Annotated in this window: 10 protein-coding genes; 7 read left to right on the forward strand and 3 right to left on the reverse strand. The window is 58.7% G+C overall.

Going from position 1 to position 15,923, the window contains the following annotated elements; translation table 11 throughout:
• Positions 1-71: 71 nt before the first annotated feature.
• From Poly24_RS24445 to Poly24_RS24455, 3 genes are all read left to right on the forward strand, one after another.
• Positions 72-410, forward strand: coding sequence for a hypothetical protein (locus Poly24_RS24445; RefSeq protein WP_145101808.1), 339 nt, complete (start codon positions 72-74; stop codon positions 408-410).
• Between the two features lie 207 nt (positions 411-617).
• Positions 618-1,787 (forward strand): alkaline phosphatase family protein, encoded by a 1,170-nt coding sequence (locus Poly24_RS24450; RefSeq protein WP_145101810.1) that lies wholly within the window; start codon positions 618-620, stop codon positions 1,785-1,787.
• Between the two features lie 218 nt (positions 1,788-2,005).
• Positions 2,006-3,391, forward strand: coding sequence for a BBP7 family outer membrane beta-barrel protein (locus Poly24_RS24455; RefSeq protein WP_145101812.1), 1,386 nt, complete (start codon positions 2,006-2,008; stop codon positions 3,389-3,391).
• A gap of 11 nt (positions 3,392-3,402) precedes the next feature.
• Here Poly24_RS24455 and Poly24_RS24460 read toward each other — a convergent pair whose 3' ends face one another.
• Positions 3,403-3,828 (reverse strand): hypothetical protein, encoded by a 426-nt coding sequence (locus Poly24_RS24460; protein WP_145101814.1) that lies wholly within the window; start codon positions 3,826-3,828, stop codon positions 3,403-3,405.
• Between the two features lie 115 nt (positions 3,829-3,943).
• Complete coding sequence (locus Poly24_RS24465) at positions 3,944-4,966, reverse strand: DUF1559 domain-containing protein (RefSeq protein ID WP_145101816.1); 1,023 nt, start codon at positions 4,964-4,966, stop codon at positions 3,944-3,946.
• 1,451 nt (positions 4,967-6,417) lie between these two features.
• Between Poly24_RS24465 and Poly24_RS24470 the strand changes: the two genes are divergently transcribed.
• Positions 6,418-10,044 carry a DUF1553 domain-containing protein gene (locus Poly24_RS24470; protein ID WP_197452151.1) on the forward strand — a complete coding sequence of 1,209 codons (3,627 nt, stop codon included), beginning with the start codon at positions 6,418-6,420 and terminating at the stop codon, positions 10,042-10,044.
• 66 nt (positions 10,045-10,110) lie between these two features.
• Positions 10,111-11,379, forward strand: coding sequence for a DUF1501 domain-containing protein (locus Poly24_RS24475; RefSeq protein ID WP_145101820.1), 1,269 nt, complete (start codon positions 10,111-10,113; stop codon positions 11,377-11,379).
• A gap of 27 nt (positions 11,380-11,406) precedes the next feature.
• Here Poly24_RS24475 and recQ read toward each other — a convergent pair whose 3' ends face one another.
• Positions 11,407-13,608, reverse strand: coding sequence for a DNA helicase RecQ (gene recQ / locus Poly24_RS24480; protein ID WP_145101822.1), 2,202 nt, complete (start codon positions 13,606-13,608; stop codon positions 11,407-11,409).
• A 377-nt stretch (positions 13,609-13,985) separates the two neighbouring features.
• Here recQ and Poly24_RS24485 point away from each other — a divergent pair, with 377 nt between their 5' ends.
• Together Poly24_RS24485 and Poly24_RS24490 are read left to right on the forward strand one after the other, a co-directional pair.
• Positions 13,986-14,990, forward strand: coding sequence for a DUF1559 domain-containing protein (locus tag Poly24_RS24485; protein ID WP_145101824.1), 1,005 nt, complete (start codon positions 13,986-13,988; stop codon positions 14,988-14,990).
• 294 nt (positions 14,991-15,284) lie between these two features.
• On the forward strand, positions 15,285-15,665 hold the full coding sequence (locus Poly24_RS24490) for a hypothetical protein (protein ID WP_145101826.1): 381 nt from the start codon (positions 15,285-15,287) through the stop codon (positions 15,663-15,665).
• Positions 15,666-15,923 lie beyond the last annotated feature (258 nt).

Genomic DNA, 15,923 nt, shown 5'->3' on the forward strand with positions numbered 1-15,923 from the left:
GGCAATCGAAGAAAATCTCCTCCATTCAAGCCTTCGATTCCTCCCTGCCCACAATCTACGGAGCAAGGTCAATGATACGTCCCACTTATATGGCGGGCGACTGGGTTGTCTATCGCAAAAGCAAGACCGGACCATTACCGGGACCGCGTGCCCAACAGGTCCATCCGTCTCCTAAAGGGGAACAGTACTCCTATGTCGTGGAAAAATACTGGATTGTGGAGCGGGTTTTGAATGACGGTCGGCTGCTGCTAAAGACTCGCCGGGGGAAGGAACACATTATCGATTCCGCCGATCCGGGCCTGCGATTGGCGGGATTCCTGCGTCGCTGGATGTACCGCGACCGCTACACGATCATCGAACAACTTGGCCAAGATGCGAACCAACCGCAAGTTTTTTCCAACCATGGATAATTGCCCCGTTGCCAAGCGGCGACTTACCTCGGCCGAGCCGTCCCTTTAAGATGTTCATCAATTGCTTCCGACGCGCTCCATCGTGGGGCCCAACCAGCTCCGCAACCGTCGGGCGTTTAACGAAACAACATCGCGCGACACCGCAGTCCACGAACGCCACGGGATTGCTGTCAATATAAGTGCCGCCCCCCGGAACCGCCTCTATCCATGCCCTCACGCGCCGTCGTCCTCTCCGTCGATGGGCTTGCCCCGGCCAGCCTGCAACCCTACGGCTGCTCCTGGCAACCGACTCCCAACTTGAATCAACTGGCCGCAAAGTCGCTCGTCTTTGAACGCTGCTACGCCGACTCGCTCGACCCGATCGAATCGCTAGGCGCATTGCTTTCCGGAACGCACGCCGCCCAGGGGCCTAAGACCGCCGAACCGCTTTACCAATCGGGAGCCGTCCTGGTCGTCGACGATTCCCGGATCGCCGACCTGCCGCTGGCCAAGCAGTTCGAAAACCAAGTCGTCGTCCCCTACGCAATCCCCGCGACGCCGCGAGAAGAAGTCGAACAGACTGCGTTGGCACAGCTGTTTGCCTCCGGCATCGATGCGATCAACGATCCCGACTGTCGACTCTGTTGGCTGCATGCTTCCAGTTTGCCCCGGTGCTGGGATGTGCCACGTGCGTTGTGCCATGCCGACGATGAGATGATGCTGCCAGAGCAGACGACGCCACCGGAACTTTGCCAACACGACGCGCTGGAACCCGACGAGATGTTGGCGTGGATGGCGGTTTACGGTGGGCAAGTGCGTTTGCTAGATATCCTGATCGGCATCGTCGCCGACGCGATCGAATCCAGCCCCGAATGCGAAGAAACCTTGCTGATCGTGATCGGTACCAGCGGCATGGCACTCGGGGAGAATGATCGCTTTGGTTTTGCCAACGGGGACCACCGCAGCGTTTCTTCACACGTCCCCTTGATCGTTCGCATCCCCCGCCAAGATCCATTGCGTTCGTTGCGGATCTGCCAGCCGTGGGAAGTCGCCCCCACGCTTCGTGGGTGGCTGGAGCAGGGCCCGACCGGCTTGCTGCACGATGCCACTCCGATCGGTTGGACCGATGCTCAAGCGGCTACCAACTGGGCACTTACCGTCGATTCCCACGGTGCCGTCGCAAGCTTCCAAACTCCGTGGTGGAACCTCTGCCGCTCCGGGACCGACTTCGGGCTGTTCCGCAAACCGGACGACCGTTTTGATAGCAATGACATCGCCTCCCGCGTTCCCGACATGGTGGATCTGCTGAGACAGCAGGCAGAACAGGCGATGGAATCGCTGAAGCAGTCAACCCCGCGACATGCATTGACCCGCGGTGTGATGACCGGCCAGTGGTAGCTCGCTCCAAGACTGCCGGAAACGGATCAACCGCGCGCAGCAACGTAATGCCTTCAGCCCGGCGGCACTCTCTCCACGTGAGGCGACGACGGTAAAGTTTGCGGACTAGGCAACCTTTGCATATTTTCCGGATTCTGTCGATTGCCGCGACTTTGCCGCCGATATCAGATCTAGCCAGCCAACCGCTGCTGGTATCGAAAAGGTGGGGGGACAATCCATTGAATAGCACAATCCTAAAGCAGGCCGCGCGCCTATTGCAGACGTCGCTACTGGCGATGCTTCTAGTCAACCCGTTGCTTGCAGCGGATGAGCGAGTCGTCTTTGCGACGCACGAACCGTTTGCCGATGACGCGGCGATCGACGTGGTCGATTACAACGAAACCGAACGCTTCGAGTCTCAACTGTTTGGCTCCGGCTGCGATCTCTGCGGCGAGACCTCATGTGGCTGCGAAGGCACGATCGGATGTGACAGCCTGATTGGCCCGACGTGCGGCACCGATGGTTGGAATGCGGGCAACGCGGCGGGCTGCGGAAACCTTTGGTTACAGGCAGAGTATTTGATGTGGTGGTCGGCGGGCATGCCAACACCTGCTCTGCTGGCCCGGGCGAGCGAACAGAACCCAGAAATCGGCACCCCGTTGGTTGGCGGATCGGCTGGCGATTTGCTGGAAGGAATGCGTTCGGGATTGCGAGTCCGCGGTGGCACCTGGTTGGACAACTGCCAAACCGTGGGGATCGAATTCGAGTACCTGTTCCTCGACACGATCAACGAATTCCACAGCGTGGGTGACGACGGCACAGCGGGCTCCACCGTTTACACCCGCCCGTTTTTCAACGTCCTGACGAATCAGCCCGATGCCGAACTGGTCTCCTTCCCCGGCGTGCTTCGCGGCACCGCCAGCGTTCAAGCCGAAGGGGACTTCCAATCGGCCGGAGTACGCTTGGTTTGGAATCAGTGCCAGCAATGCTGCGAAGATTGTGGCCCCTGCAGTCCGATCATCAACAAGTCTCGTTTCGATCTGTTGGTCGGATACCGCTACGCCTCGCTGGACGAAAACCTGCTGATCCGCGAGGACTTGCAAGAGGTGACGCCGCCGGAAACAACGTTCGACATCTTCGATCAATTCACCACGACCAACCGCTTTAACGGTGGCGAACTGGGCGTTCGCTGGCAGGAGCAATACCGACGCCTCAGCCTGGAAATGCTGGGCAAAGTTGCTTTCGGCAACAATCGCCAAACCGTTCAAATCTCCGGCCGCACCGTGGCGACCGACGGCATCGATGTCGTCGATGCCCCTGGCGGCCTGCTAGCCCAAACGTCGAACATCGGCACCTACACACGGAACCGATTCGCATTGATTCCCGAACTGGGAGCCACGGTCGGATACGCCTTCCGTCCCAATTGGCGAGCCACCCTCGGATATTCGATCATCTACTGGGACCGCGTCGTCCGTCCGGGCGACCAGATCGATACCTCCGTCAACCCGAACCTACTGCCACCAGCGACCAACACAGCGACCGAACCGCTGCGTCCGGAGTTCCAGTGGCAAGAGAACGGTTTCTGGACCCAAGGCATCAGCTTCGGCCTAGCGTACAACCGTTAAACGGGCGTCGGCTATTCCAGTGCGATGTTGAAGGTGTTCTCCCCCTCGGTAACTTCAAACTCCAATTCACTGGTACCAAATGCCTGGTATTTAGCGGGGATCGTGCTTTTAGGTGCTGCGGCAGGCTGCCCGCTTGTCATCATGGCTTCGTAGTCGGCTCCTTCGCTGGAGACCGACGAAGAAACATCGGTCACGCTAACACGATACTTGCCGATCGGTACGGTCGCATTGGGGCCGGACATCATCTGGAAGTTACCCGACGCGTCGCTCGTTCCACTTGCAGCAGCGTTATCACCCTTGAACGAGATCTGCGCTGCAACGGGCTTACCCTCCATTGTCACGGTGCCGGCCACTGTGCCACTTGGCCCTTCTCCACCGCATCCTACTAATGAGACTGTTAGACACAGACAGCCCACCCAACTAAACAGATTATTCATCGATCAAAATCCCTCGCGCGAAAAAACAAATGACGAAAACTAAAGAGGGCACTGCAAGCGAGATTGTTTGCAGCGCCCCGTGTTTACCAATGGAGACGGTCGAGTTCGCCCCTACTTAGAACCCATTGACGACCTCTCCGTCATCTCGAGTCGCCAAGTACTTAACGATAGGCATCGCGATCGTCTCAGCGATAAAGTGAACGCTACCGTCTCCGAAGACGGCCTGAACGCCTCCAGGGTGCGCCGAGAGCAAGGGGTTGTTCGGCCCATAATTGCTGCCTACGCCTGGAAGTGCCCAAGTATCGGTGCCAATCGGGTAACGGATCGACGTGACATTAAACTGGCGAGAATTGGGACCATTCCAGTTAGTTGTGGTCCCCGACCCGTCGGTTCCCATCGTCCATCCATGGGTCGTTCGGCTGTCCATTTGGATCCCATTGTCGTACATCCACGAGGAGGTTTCACCGATCATCATGACGTTCGATGTCCCGTCGGTCAGCTTTGCAAACGACAGCCATTTGTTCGTAGGAAACACGCCGCCAGCTGACATCTGCCCAGCCATTTCTTGAGCATTACAGCAATTGGAACCATTTCGGTTGCGCTGCTCCTGGAAACCGTCGGTGTCCCCAGTCGCACCTGCCTGTGGCGGAGTGGCGCTGCTCGTTTTGTCTTCGTCAATCGCTCCAGCGATTCCAACGTAAGACGGCCTTGTCGTTATCGCTCCTCCGCCAACATCCTTGTTGGGATCCATTGGATTTGAAGGACAGATGAACCCGCTCAACGTGACGCCATTAACGGCATCCCTATTCTGAGCGTTTGCACCGGTGTATCCAGGATGATCACCCGACGATGTCATCGAGTCATAAAGTGCTCCCTGCTCAATATATGGCAAGACGCTGTAGTAGAACGAAAAACCCCAACCTTGAAGTCTCCAGGTTCCCGCAGGCAAGGTGTTGTGCGTGTCATGGTAATTGTGCAATGCCAATCCCAATTGCTTCATGTTATTCCCGCACTGCATTCTTCTGGCCGCTTCGCGAGCTGCCTGCACGGCTGGCAACAAGAGGCCAACCAAAATTCCGATGATTGCAATCACCACAAGTAGTTCCACCAGAGTGAACGCCCTTCTCTTGATTTGCATCAATCAACTCCTCACAAAAAGAACAAAAAGTGAACGGAAAACCGCGAATCGCTGCGTAATGCCTAAGACTCAACATCGCTGTTTGCAAACTTACTGAACCCAGGCTCGGGCGGCTCCCCAAAACAACGCACGCCAAAATTAAACGGCGATCCCCGCAACAACGGGGGGCCACAACAACACGCTGCGGGAGATCAATATACCAGCCCTCAGGGGGGCTTAAAATCACAATCACCCCCTAAAAAAGGATTGCTATCCAACTTTAACCCCACCACAAAGAACACCTCCGACCGCCGAATCAACGACACCACTCAAGAGAATCAACTTATTGCAATGGTTTACCGCCCCCCCGGCGCGAAATTGCGTACGGCGACTTGCACGACAGGCGACCCCGCCCACCGTAAGCTCAACAGTCTTTTCACGGTCTCCGCTTGAAACCGTCAGCTGTCCGCTAATCGCACCATTGCCAAGGAAATAAGAGGGAGGATGATTTTCTCCCTGCGCTCAGCGACCTCCGTGACACGACTGAAGAATCCTCCAAAGGATTCGGGCCGATGTATTCGCTGCGCTATCGTCTTCGATCCGTTCGGATGATTGGCCGTTGATGCCACAGAGGATCGGTGTTTGTGGCTGACTCTTCTCTGTGAACTCTGAGCCCTCTGTGGCATGTTGTTGTCGCTGGGGGGAATAAAGCCCACACCACGCGCGATGCTCCCGAAGGGAGCGCAGACCGATGTGCGCCCCCGTCGGGGGCGGCGTTCGATTTCACGATTCGGTTACCGGTGGCGTTCGCTGCGCTCAAACCACCGGCTACCGTCTGGGGCCGCTTCGCGGTCCATGGGCTGCCGGAATGTTTGGAGCCCCGTTTTGTTTGGCGGGGCGAAGCTCCAGCAATTTGCCTAGCCCAGGCCAACGGCCTGGGAATGGCGATCGCAGCATCCGATCGGTAGGGCTAACGGCCCGGCAATTTGCTGCATTAGGATCGATCGGCGAACAAATCGCTGGGCCGTTGGCCCTCGCGGCGCCTGGGGGCGATGTGTTCCCAGGCCGTTGGCCTGGGCTAGGCAAATCGCCTGGCCTTCGGCCCGGCATCCGGAGCAGGACGCCCACCACGCACGACGTTCCCACAGGGAGCGCAGATCGATATGCGCCCCTTTGGGGGTGGCGTCCGACTTCACGCTCGGGTCCGGTGGTGTTCGCTGCGCTCAAACCTCCGGCTACCCCCTCGGGCCGCTTCGCGGCCCCGATCGATGCGAGAGGCGGTCGATCGACTCGCGCGATTCGGCTGAAACATCTACTCCAGCCTCGCCACCAGATGCATGACATCTGACCGTTCGCCGACGCAGACAGACCGGCATCCTCGGGAAAAGATTGGGGTTCAGATCCCCCATCGACCTGGTATAATGTCCATCCAGCATCCCCACCTTCACACCTCGCGCCCCCAACGATGCGATATGCGATTCTCCCACAGCTGCCTGCCTTGGCTCGCTTCCTTAACCCTGCTTTTGTCGGTCGCGATCCAGCCGACGGGCAAAGCCGCCGACAATAGTGGGCAACCGATCCTCGGATGGTCCTTCGATCAACAGCCTCCCGGCACGATCGTCGGCGAAGCGAACCTGGAACCATGGGGCCCCGCGGCTCCCGAGTTCCCCGACTTTACGAAGGAGAACCAGGCGCTGTCGTTGAACGCTCCGGCCTACATCCGCCTTGAAGATACTAAGGAGGATGACCGCTACGATTTTGACAACGGCGATTGGATCTCGGTCGAAGCGTGGGTGAATCTGTATTCGATCGTGCAGCACGCCTACATCATCGGCAAAGGACGAACCGGGCGCAGCGGTTTCGAATCCGACAACCAGAACTGGGCCGTGCGGTTGAGCAATCACCGTGGCGAAGCCTGCGTGAACTTCTTGTTCCGCAGCCGCGCCGACGAAGCTGGCCCCGCCGATTGGCATCGCTGGACTTCGTCCAAAGGCTTCGCTCCGGGAAGCGGCTGGCATCACATCGCAGTCTCCTACCAATTTGGCAAGCCAGAGACGATCCAAGGTTTCGTCGATGGCAAGCCGGTCAAAGGCGCCTGGGATATGGGAGGTCCAACCAAACGAGCCCCCGTCGTCGATGAAGACGAGGTCTGGATCGGGTCGTCGATGAAGGGAGCCCGCAGCTGTTCGTTCAACGGCGAGATCGATGAACTGAAGCTGTACCGAAACGAACTGCCCAGCGAACTGATCGCGTCGCGTTACAAATACGTTCCGCAACCGATCAAAAAGCCAGAGGTCCCCGAAGGCAAGGTCCTCGTCCAACTGTTGGGCCCCACGGCGACCTTCGATTCGATCCCGCGACGAATGGACGAACCGCAACTGGAATGGCACCAGGACTCGCTCGCGTTCTCCCAGCTTCCCTACAAATACGATGACTGGGGCATCCGCGACGATTGGACTGAAGGCAACCAAAAGTCGATGGTCGTCCGCGCATGGACCGAATTGACACTGCCGCCGGGCGACTACCAACTGCTGGTTCGATCGCGCGGCTACTCGCGACTGAAGATCGACGACCAGGACGTCGTCACGACGCCGCGGCAACCGAACCGAGCCGGTGCTCACCACGTGGTCGATCCGCTGCCGAAGGTTCCCGTGCCGGGAATGCGTCCGCACTTCATGAGCGATTCCGAACGGATCGTCGACTTCCACAGCGACGGCAAAACGCACCAGATCCTGTTTGAAGCGATCGTTGGCGGGCCGCGATATCGCCTGGAGTTTGGCGAATCGTGCATCGCGATCGCTCGTCCCGGCGAGATGTTTGAAATCATTGGTCCAGGCAAATCGTACCCGCTGACCGACGAGGGCTGGCTGGCCTTTGCCGCCGACCACAAGCAACTGGTGGGCGAAATGAACCGCGAGCGACGGCGAGCTGCCAACAAGATCCAATCCGATTATTGGCAGCAGCGACACGAATACGCGCGGCAGCATCTGTTGGAAGAACCCGCGTCGCGGGAGATCGACCGTCTGATCGCCGCGAAGATCGACGCCGTCAATACAGAACGCCAAGCTGCCGCTACGGCGACCGCATCGGATACCTTCTATCGCGAGCGGATCGAACCGATCTTGGCATCTCACTGCGCCCGCTGTCACAGCGAAAAGCGGCAGGGAGAACTGAGCGTTGTCGATCGCCAATCGCTTTTAGAAGGGGGTGAATCGGGCGATCCCGCCGTCGTGCCGGGCGATCCCGACGCCAGCTATCTGATGGACCTGATCTCCGCCGATGCCGACGACTACCGCATGCCTCCCAAGGGCGACGGGCTGAGCAAAGAGGAGATTGCAGCGGTTCGCCAATGGATCGCCGACGGCGCCGCGATGACTCAGACCTCCAAGCCGCCGGTCGAACTTACCGACAACGTCGACGACTACACCTTCTTACGCCGAGTCTCGATCGACACCATCGGCCTCGCGCCAACGCTCGAAGAGATCGACCAGTTCTTCAACGACGATCCCGCCACCCGCCGCGATAACGCGATCGATCGCTTGTTGAACGATCCCCGTTGGGCCGAAAACTGGGTCGGCTACTGGCAGGACGTATTCGCTGAAAACCCGAACCTGCTGAAACCAACACTTAACAACACCGGACCGTTCCGGTTCTGGATCCTCGAGGCGTTGCAGGACAACAAACCGATCGATCGCTTTGCGACCGAGTTGATGATGATGCGGGGCAGCCAATGGTACGGCGGCTCGGCTGGATTTTCGATCGCTTCGCAAAACGATGTGCCGATGGCTGCCAAAGCCCACGTGATCGGCACCGCCTTCATGGGCGTCGAAATGAAATGCGCCCGATGCCACGACGCCCCTTACCACTCGTGGAAGCAGGGCGATCTGTTCCAGATGGCTGCGATGCTCAGTCGCAATTCGATCAAGCTGCCCGAGAGCAGCACGGTACCGGCGGCCTTCTTCGAAAAGCAAGCCCGCAAATCGTTGATCGAAGTCACCCTGAAACCGGGATCGACCGTCCGACCGGAATGGCCTTTCGCCAGCCTGTCGTCCGAAAGCGCAACGGACATCGTTCAAGATCCCTCCGATTCGCGGCAGGTCCTGGCGGCGCAAATCACTGCATCGCGACGGTTCAGCGAAGTGATCGCCAACCGAATCTGGACGCGTCTGATGGGAGCCGGAATCGTGCAACCGGTCGACGACTGGGAAGGCAATCCGCCCAGCGATCCCGCACTGCTGGCGGCGATTGCCGATATCCTGATCCAATCGGGCTACGACCAGAAAGAACTGCAACGGGCGATCCTTTCCAGCGACGCTTACCAACGCGTTGCGATCCCAGTCGATGGCGAACAACGCCTGTTCGCGGGCCCCTATCGCCGCCGCATGTCGGCTGAACAGATCGTCGATTCGTCGCTGCACGCCGTTGGCCAAACGATGCGTACCGAACAATTGACAATGGACATCGAAGGAACGTTGCCACCGAACACGTTTGTCAATTTCGGATTCCCCAAACGGTCGTGGGAATTCACAACGTTGGCGAACGAACGCGATCGCCCCAGCCTGGCACTGCCGCGTGCCCAAGCGATCATCGACGTTTTGAAGGCCTTCGGATGGCGGAACTCCCGCCCCGAACCGATCAGCCAACGCGAAGAGACGCCCAACCTGATCCAGCCGGGCGTACTGGCCAACGCGACCTTCGGCACCTGGCTGACGCGACTGAGCGACCACAGCGAACTGACGCAATTGGCGCTGCAGGATCAAGACCTCGACGCCTTCATCGACGCGTTGTATCTGCGGATGTTGACTCGCAAAGCGACCGATCCCGAACGGGCCCAGTTCCGCGAACTGCTGGAACCTGGCTACGCCGATCGATTGGTCAGCGACATCGACGCCTTTGCTCCGCAGCCTCCCAAACGGTTCCGTTATGTCTCGTGGTCGAACCACCTGAATTCGGAAGCCAATGTGATCAAGGTCGAGATGGAAGCCTACGCACGCCAAGGTGATCCACCGACACGAATGTTGACCGAAGCCTGGCGATTGCGAGCTGAAGATGCGATCTGGTCGCTGTTGAACAGCCCCGAAATGATCATGGTCCCATAACGGATCTTTCAATCGCCCAGGAAACTTCCCCTCTGACACATTCCCACGCAACCCAACGATCTTGCCATGAAACGACGACACTTTTTGCAATCGACCGCCGCTGCTGCAGCTGCCACTCCACTGCTCGCTTCGCAAACCAACGCGATGCCGATGGGCAAAGCGGAACATTGCGTGATGATCTGGCTCGGCGGCGGCATGGCTCAGATCGACACCTTCGATCCCAAAGCGATGGGAGACGCGAAGGCGAAGAAGGCGGGCAGCTACTACAAAGCGATCGACACCGCTGTCCCGGGCGTCCAGGTTTGCGAGCACCTGTCGGGAACCGCACGGATGATGGACCGCGTGACCGCGCTGCGAACGGTTCACCACGACGTCGTCGATGAACACGCGGCGGCGACCAACCGGATGCACACCGGCCGGCCGACGACCGGCACCGTCCAATACCCATCGATCGGTTCGATCATCGCCGACCAACGCGGCGCCGCCGGCGAAGGCGTTCCCGCCTACATGCTGATCGGATATCCCAACCTCACCCGCGGCCCGGGCTTCCTGGGCCAGAAGGCTGGCTTTGTCTACCTGACCGATATCAAATCGGGTCCGGCCGGACTGGCTCGTCCAGCGGAGATCACCGACGGTCGACAAGCTCGCCGCGAACAACTCCTCTCCGCCGTCCGAACCGCGGGCCGCAAGCGGTTTGCCGGCGACAAGCTGTACGCCGATTACGATTCGGCGGTTGCGGAGAGCCTGCGTTTGAGCGGCCCCGACTTTATGAAGTCGTTCGATCTGAGCAACGAACCGGACGACTTGCGGAACCAATATGGCGACGGCTTCGGCCAGCGTCTGCTGATGACGCGGCGGTTGTTCCAATCGGGCGTCCGTTTCATCGAAGTCTCCCACAACATGAACTTCCGCAACGGAACCGGCTGGGACACGCACAACGACGGCCAATTGAACCAGCACGTGTTGATCCAAGAGCTAGACCGGTCGATGTCGGCGCTGATGGCTGACCTCGAAGCCCACAAGATGCTCGACAAGACGCTGATCGTGATCAACAGCGAATTCGGTCGCCCGGCTCAGTTCGATTCCGGCGGCGGCCGCGGTCACTACAGCAAGAACTTCTCGATGGTCCTGGCCGGCGGCGGCTTGCGACACCAAGGAGCCTACGGAGTCAGCGACGAACTGGCGATGAACGCTGTCGAAAACCCGATCTCCGTTCCCGATGCCTTTGCCACGATCATGGCGACGATGGGAATCGACACCAGCATCAATCTATACGATGGCGATCGCCCCGTTCCGATCACCGACGGCGGTGTACCGATCGCGAGCTTGTTCTAGGCAACCGCCACAGCGTCCCAAGCGGGATCATCCCGCTTCGCCTTGCCGGTTGCTCCAGCAACTGGCGACGATCCGAATCGAATCGTAATCGACCTTACCGTCGAGGGCGTCGAAGATCGGCCGCAGCCGCTCGAGCCCCGTTTCGGCAAGCACGGCTTCGATCTGCTGGATCACCTCGGTCTCGACCCACGGAGTTGGGTCGGTGACGCGTTCGTGCTTCAGGTAGTCGTTCAAATAACCGGCTACTGTCGACCGGGCTCGCTTCAGTTCGACAACCGCATCGTCCAACGACATTCCGTTGCGGAACAGATCCATCGCGGCAAGGCTCGACGCAGCCAACGCCTTCGGTTTCTTAGCGACCGGTTTGACCGCTCGCGTCGCCACGGCGGCATCTTGCTGCAGATCATGCTGGGCGCAGTAGCTGGCGATTTCCGCGAGGAAGAACTCGCCAAAGTCCTGCTGCTTCTTCTCGCCGACTCCCGAGACCGTCATCAAGCGAGGAACGTCCGACGGACGGATGCGAGCCATGTCGCGAAGCGTCACGTCGCCGAAGACGACATAAGCCGGCACCTTCTTCTCCGCGGCGATCTTCCCGCGCAACTGACGCAAGTGTTCGAACAGCCCGCGATCGACACCCTCCCACGATTCGGCCGACGCCGCCTTGGGCTGAGCCTCTTTATTGGCGGGGCGTAACAACCGTGGCTCCACCTCGCGGCGCAACAACTGGCGACCGCTTGGCGTCACGCTGATCGTGTTGTATTCGCCGCTACGCAACAAGAAACCTTGCTCCACCAGTTGTTCGATCCAACCGCGGACCGTGTTGACGGTCTCGCTGGAGAGCAGCCCATAGGTCGAAAGTTTGTCGTGCCCCATCTGCACGATCCGCTGCTCCTGCGATCCGACCAGGCACTTGGCGTTGTAGTCGGCTCCGAACCGCTCCTCGGTCCGCAACACATTCGACAAGATCTTTTGACCGATCGTCGTCGCATCGTCGACCAAATCGATCTCGTCCAGACAGACGTCACAGGCTCCGCATTTCTCCGCCTCGAGATCTTGGCCAAAGTAGCGGACGATCGATCGATGGCGGCAGGAGACCGACGCGCAGAAGTGGTTCATCGCTTCGAGCGACGCAACCGCGGAATCGAAGACCGACGGATCGCCGCCGCGCATGATCCGTTTCCACGTCACCAGATCGCCGCCGCTGTAGATCAGCACGCATTCGGCCTCCAGGCCATCGCGTCCGGCACGCCCGCTCTCCTGTTGATAGTGCTCCAACGACTTCGGCATCCCAGCGTGGACCACGTACCGGACGTTCGATTTATCGATCCCCATCCCAAAGGCAACGGTTGCCACGATCACATCGACCTGCTCGCTGAGGAACGCTTCCTGGTTCTGCGCCCGCTGAGTATCACTCAATCCGGCGTGATAGGGAGCGGCCTTGAAGCCCAACCGGACCAGATTCTCCGTCGTCCGATCGACCTCCTTGCGGCTGATACAGTAGACGATTCCCGATTCACCGGCGTGCCGCTGGATGACTTCGCAGACCTGCCCGAACCGATTGTTCGCCGCCAAAACGCGATAAACCAGATTTGGACGATCGAAACCGCCGACCAGCATCTGCGGCGATTCCAATTGCAACTGCTGGGCGATGTCCTCGCGAACCTGCTGCGACGCGGTCGCCGTGTAGGCGTGCACGCCAACGCCGGGGAAGGCCTCTTTAAGGAACCGCAACTGCCGGAACTCGGGCCGGAAGTCGTGCCCCCACGCGCTGATACAGTGGGCTTCGTCGATCGCCACCATCGAAACCTTGGCAGACTTCAGGAACTCGATCATCCGCGCGTCGACAAGTCGCTCGGGGGCGACGTACAGCAGTTTCAGCTCTCCCGCCTGGATCTGGTCGGCGATCTCGCGACGCTCGTCAGCCGAGAGCGTGCTGTTGATATACGCCGCCGAAATACCGCAACTGCGGAGCGCATCGACTTGGTCTTTCATCAACGAGATCAACGGCGACACGACCACGCCCATCCCGTCGAGACAGGTCGCCGGGGCTTGGAAGCAGAGCGATTTCCCGCCACCAGTCGGCAGCACAACGACGCTGTCGCGATGCTGCATCACGCACTGCATCGCCTCGCGCTGCAGCGGGCGAAAGGCATCGTACCCCCAGCTTCTCTCCAGGGCGGCGAGCAGTTGCGATTCGATCGAAAATTCTTCAGGTTCTTGGGTTTCCATGCACCGAGTTTATCAGAAAGCACCCCGAATCGACTGCCCGCCCAATCGACAATCAACGCACAATCGATAGGCGTCGACGGCACGCTTCCTAGGCAAGAAACCAGCAATTGCGTGTCTCTCGTCGAGAAACGTCAAAAACTCGGAGAACAAAAAACACAGCAAATCGCTGCGTAAAACGCCCCTCCTCGGACCTCCGCAACTAACACCGGCACACCTTTTGCTTATCGCTCGATTAGCCATCCAGCAACTTCAGTTGGATGGCTGATCCTCACATAACGTTTGTTATTCCTACGACTTTCGGTGCCGGTATTCCTGTAACTCCAACAGACAGCTCCAGTTCCGAACCCACCTCAAAAATTACCTGGAGTTTATTCTCGATGCATCGCAGAAACGGATTTACGTTGGTTGAATTATTGGTCGTGATTGCGATCATTGGCATCTTGGTTGGCCTGTTGTTGCCAGCCGTTCAAGCCGCCCGCGAAGCAGCGCGGCGGATGCAGTGCAGCAACAACATGAAGCAGCTTGGCTTGGCTCTGCATAACTACGTCGACACTTACCAAAAGTTCCCCGCTTCGGCCCGCGGGTATGGTGGATGTGTTGGAAACGCGGTGAACGGTGAAATCAAGAATGCACACGGCCTCGTCGCACTGCTTCCTTACATCGAACTGCAAAACGTCTACGACCAGTTCAATCACGATGAAGCCTTTTCGGTAAACCCAGGCAGCTACCAACGGGCAACCGGCACCGTGGTCGGCGATCCGATCACCAACGGCAACGCAGCACTCGCCGAATTGGAACTCGATGTCTTCCTGTGTCCGTCCGACCCGAACCCAGCCAAGGGACGACTGGTAGGCGGTGCCTACGGTCCCGGCGGCAGCTTCTCGGGCGCCGCAACCAATTACGACTTTATCGTTAAGTGCGGTACTGAATTCGGCACATGCAACAGTTACGCAACTACGGCTAGCAATGAAAAACGGATGTTTGGTGGCGACGTGAACACTCGGATGGCCGAAGCAACCGACGGACTTACCAACACGTTCATGATGGGTGAAACCACCAAGTACCACTCCAACGGCGCTGCCTTTGCCTGGTCGTACCGCGCTTGGGTGATGACCGGCATCGATCCCTATTACACGACCGCCAATGGTGGAATCAACGTCTGGCACCAACCGTGGGTCGCACCGACTTGGCAAAACCCACCCTACATTCCGCAACGCGGCCGACCTCGCAGCTGGTGGGTACCAGCAGCCAGCTTGCACCCGGGCGGATGTCACTTCGTGATGGGCGATGCTTCGGTCCAATTCATCAACGAAACGATCGACAAGCCGACCCTATTGAACTTGACCGTCATGGCCGACGGACAAGTCGTTACATTACCGTAACTCCTACTGTTTTGTTGCGACCGGGCAACCGAGGCCCGGTCGCAAATTCACTTTCGCATGGGCAGATGCGTTCCAATGTTTACGGACTTCAAAACAGGCCTGCTCATCACACTCGTCGCAATCTTGGGTTGTGGCAAAGAGCCTCTGGAGACAGGCCCCGCCCTGGTTGCTGTCCGGGGAACGCTGACGCTTGACGGTCAGCCATTACCCTTCAAGAGCGTAGTACTATCACCGGCCCCAGGCACGGCAGGTCGAGGTGCGGCAGCGTTCACCGATGGCCAAGGACGGTTCTTAATGAAAGCGATAACGTCCGATACCATCGAGGATGTTCCCGGATGCCTCCCTGGACGCTATCACGTTGTCGTCACGGAACCATTGATTCCGATCTCCGATCGGGACTTTGAAGCAGTTCACCAAGAGATGACGGAGGAACCCCGCGAACCCGAAGTCGCGCTCTTGCTATCCGCCCCCAATCCAAACAGCACCATTCCCGACGCCTATCGAACCGACGACACTTCCCCACTAGAGATTGTGATCGACCAACAAACCGAACCTCTGACGATCGAACTCGATTCAAAAGCTGCTCCACGCGCCATCCCCGAGCCAACTCCACCGACGGATAACACCCAAGAGAGTTCCGCAGGAGACCAACAAAACGAAAAAGACTCCGACTGAAGAAGCAGCAACGCCCTTAGACGCGAACAAACACCCTAACACAAGGCACCGCCGCCACGACCATCCAAAACTCACACCAACAAACACGGACACTCCACGCCAAACCAAACGCGGAAACATACTTGCATGGCATGCGGGCCCTTCGGCATGCGAAACATGCTTTCAGCACCTCACGAACAAAAACCACAACGGGAAAGCTCTACCGCAACGCGACCGTAAATCACATTGCAGCACCAACAACGCACATCAATGCAACAT

It is taken from the genome of Rosistilla carotiformis (genome assembly GCF_007753095.1).
In the GTDB taxonomy this organism is placed as follows: Bacteria; Planctomycetota; Planctomycetia; order Pirellulales; family Pirellulaceae; genus Rosistilla; species Rosistilla carotiformis.

Bases quoted from the DNA above. Each gene is read 5' to 3' on its own strand.
- Poly24_RS24445 (WP_145101808.1), top strand. From the start codon at position 72: ATGATACGTCCCACTTATATGGCGGGCGACTGGGTTGTCTATCGCAAA.
- Poly24_RS24450 (WP_145101810.1), top strand. From the start codon at position 618: ATGCCCTCACGCGCCGTCGTCCTCTCCGTCGATGGGCTTGCCCCGGCC.
- Poly24_RS24460 (WP_145101814.1), bottom strand. From the start codon at position 3,828: ATGAATAATCTGTTTAGTTGGGTGGGCTGTCTGTGTCTAACAGTCTCA.
- Poly24_RS24465 (WP_145101816.1), bottom strand. From the start codon at position 4,966: ATGCAAATCAAGAGAAGGGCGTTCACTCTGGTGGAACTACTTGTGGTG.
- Poly24_RS24470 (WP_197452151.1), top strand. From the start codon at position 6,418: ATGCGATTCTCCCACAGCTGCCTGCCTTGGCTCGCTTCCTTAACCCTG.
- Poly24_RS24475 (WP_145101820.1), top strand. From the start codon at position 10,111: ATGAAACGACGACACTTTTTGCAATCGACCGCCGCTGCTGCAGCTGCC.
- recQ (WP_145101822.1), bottom strand. From the start codon at position 13,608: ATGGAAACCCAAGAACCTGAAGAATTTTCGATCGAATCGCAACTGCTC.
- Poly24_RS24485 (WP_145101824.1), top strand. From the start codon at position 13,986: ATGCATCGCAGAAACGGATTTACGTTGGTTGAATTATTGGTCGTGATT.
- Poly24_RS24490 (WP_145101826.1), top strand. From the start codon at position 15,285: ATGAAAGCGATAACGTCCGATACCATCGAGGATGTTCCCGGATGCCTC.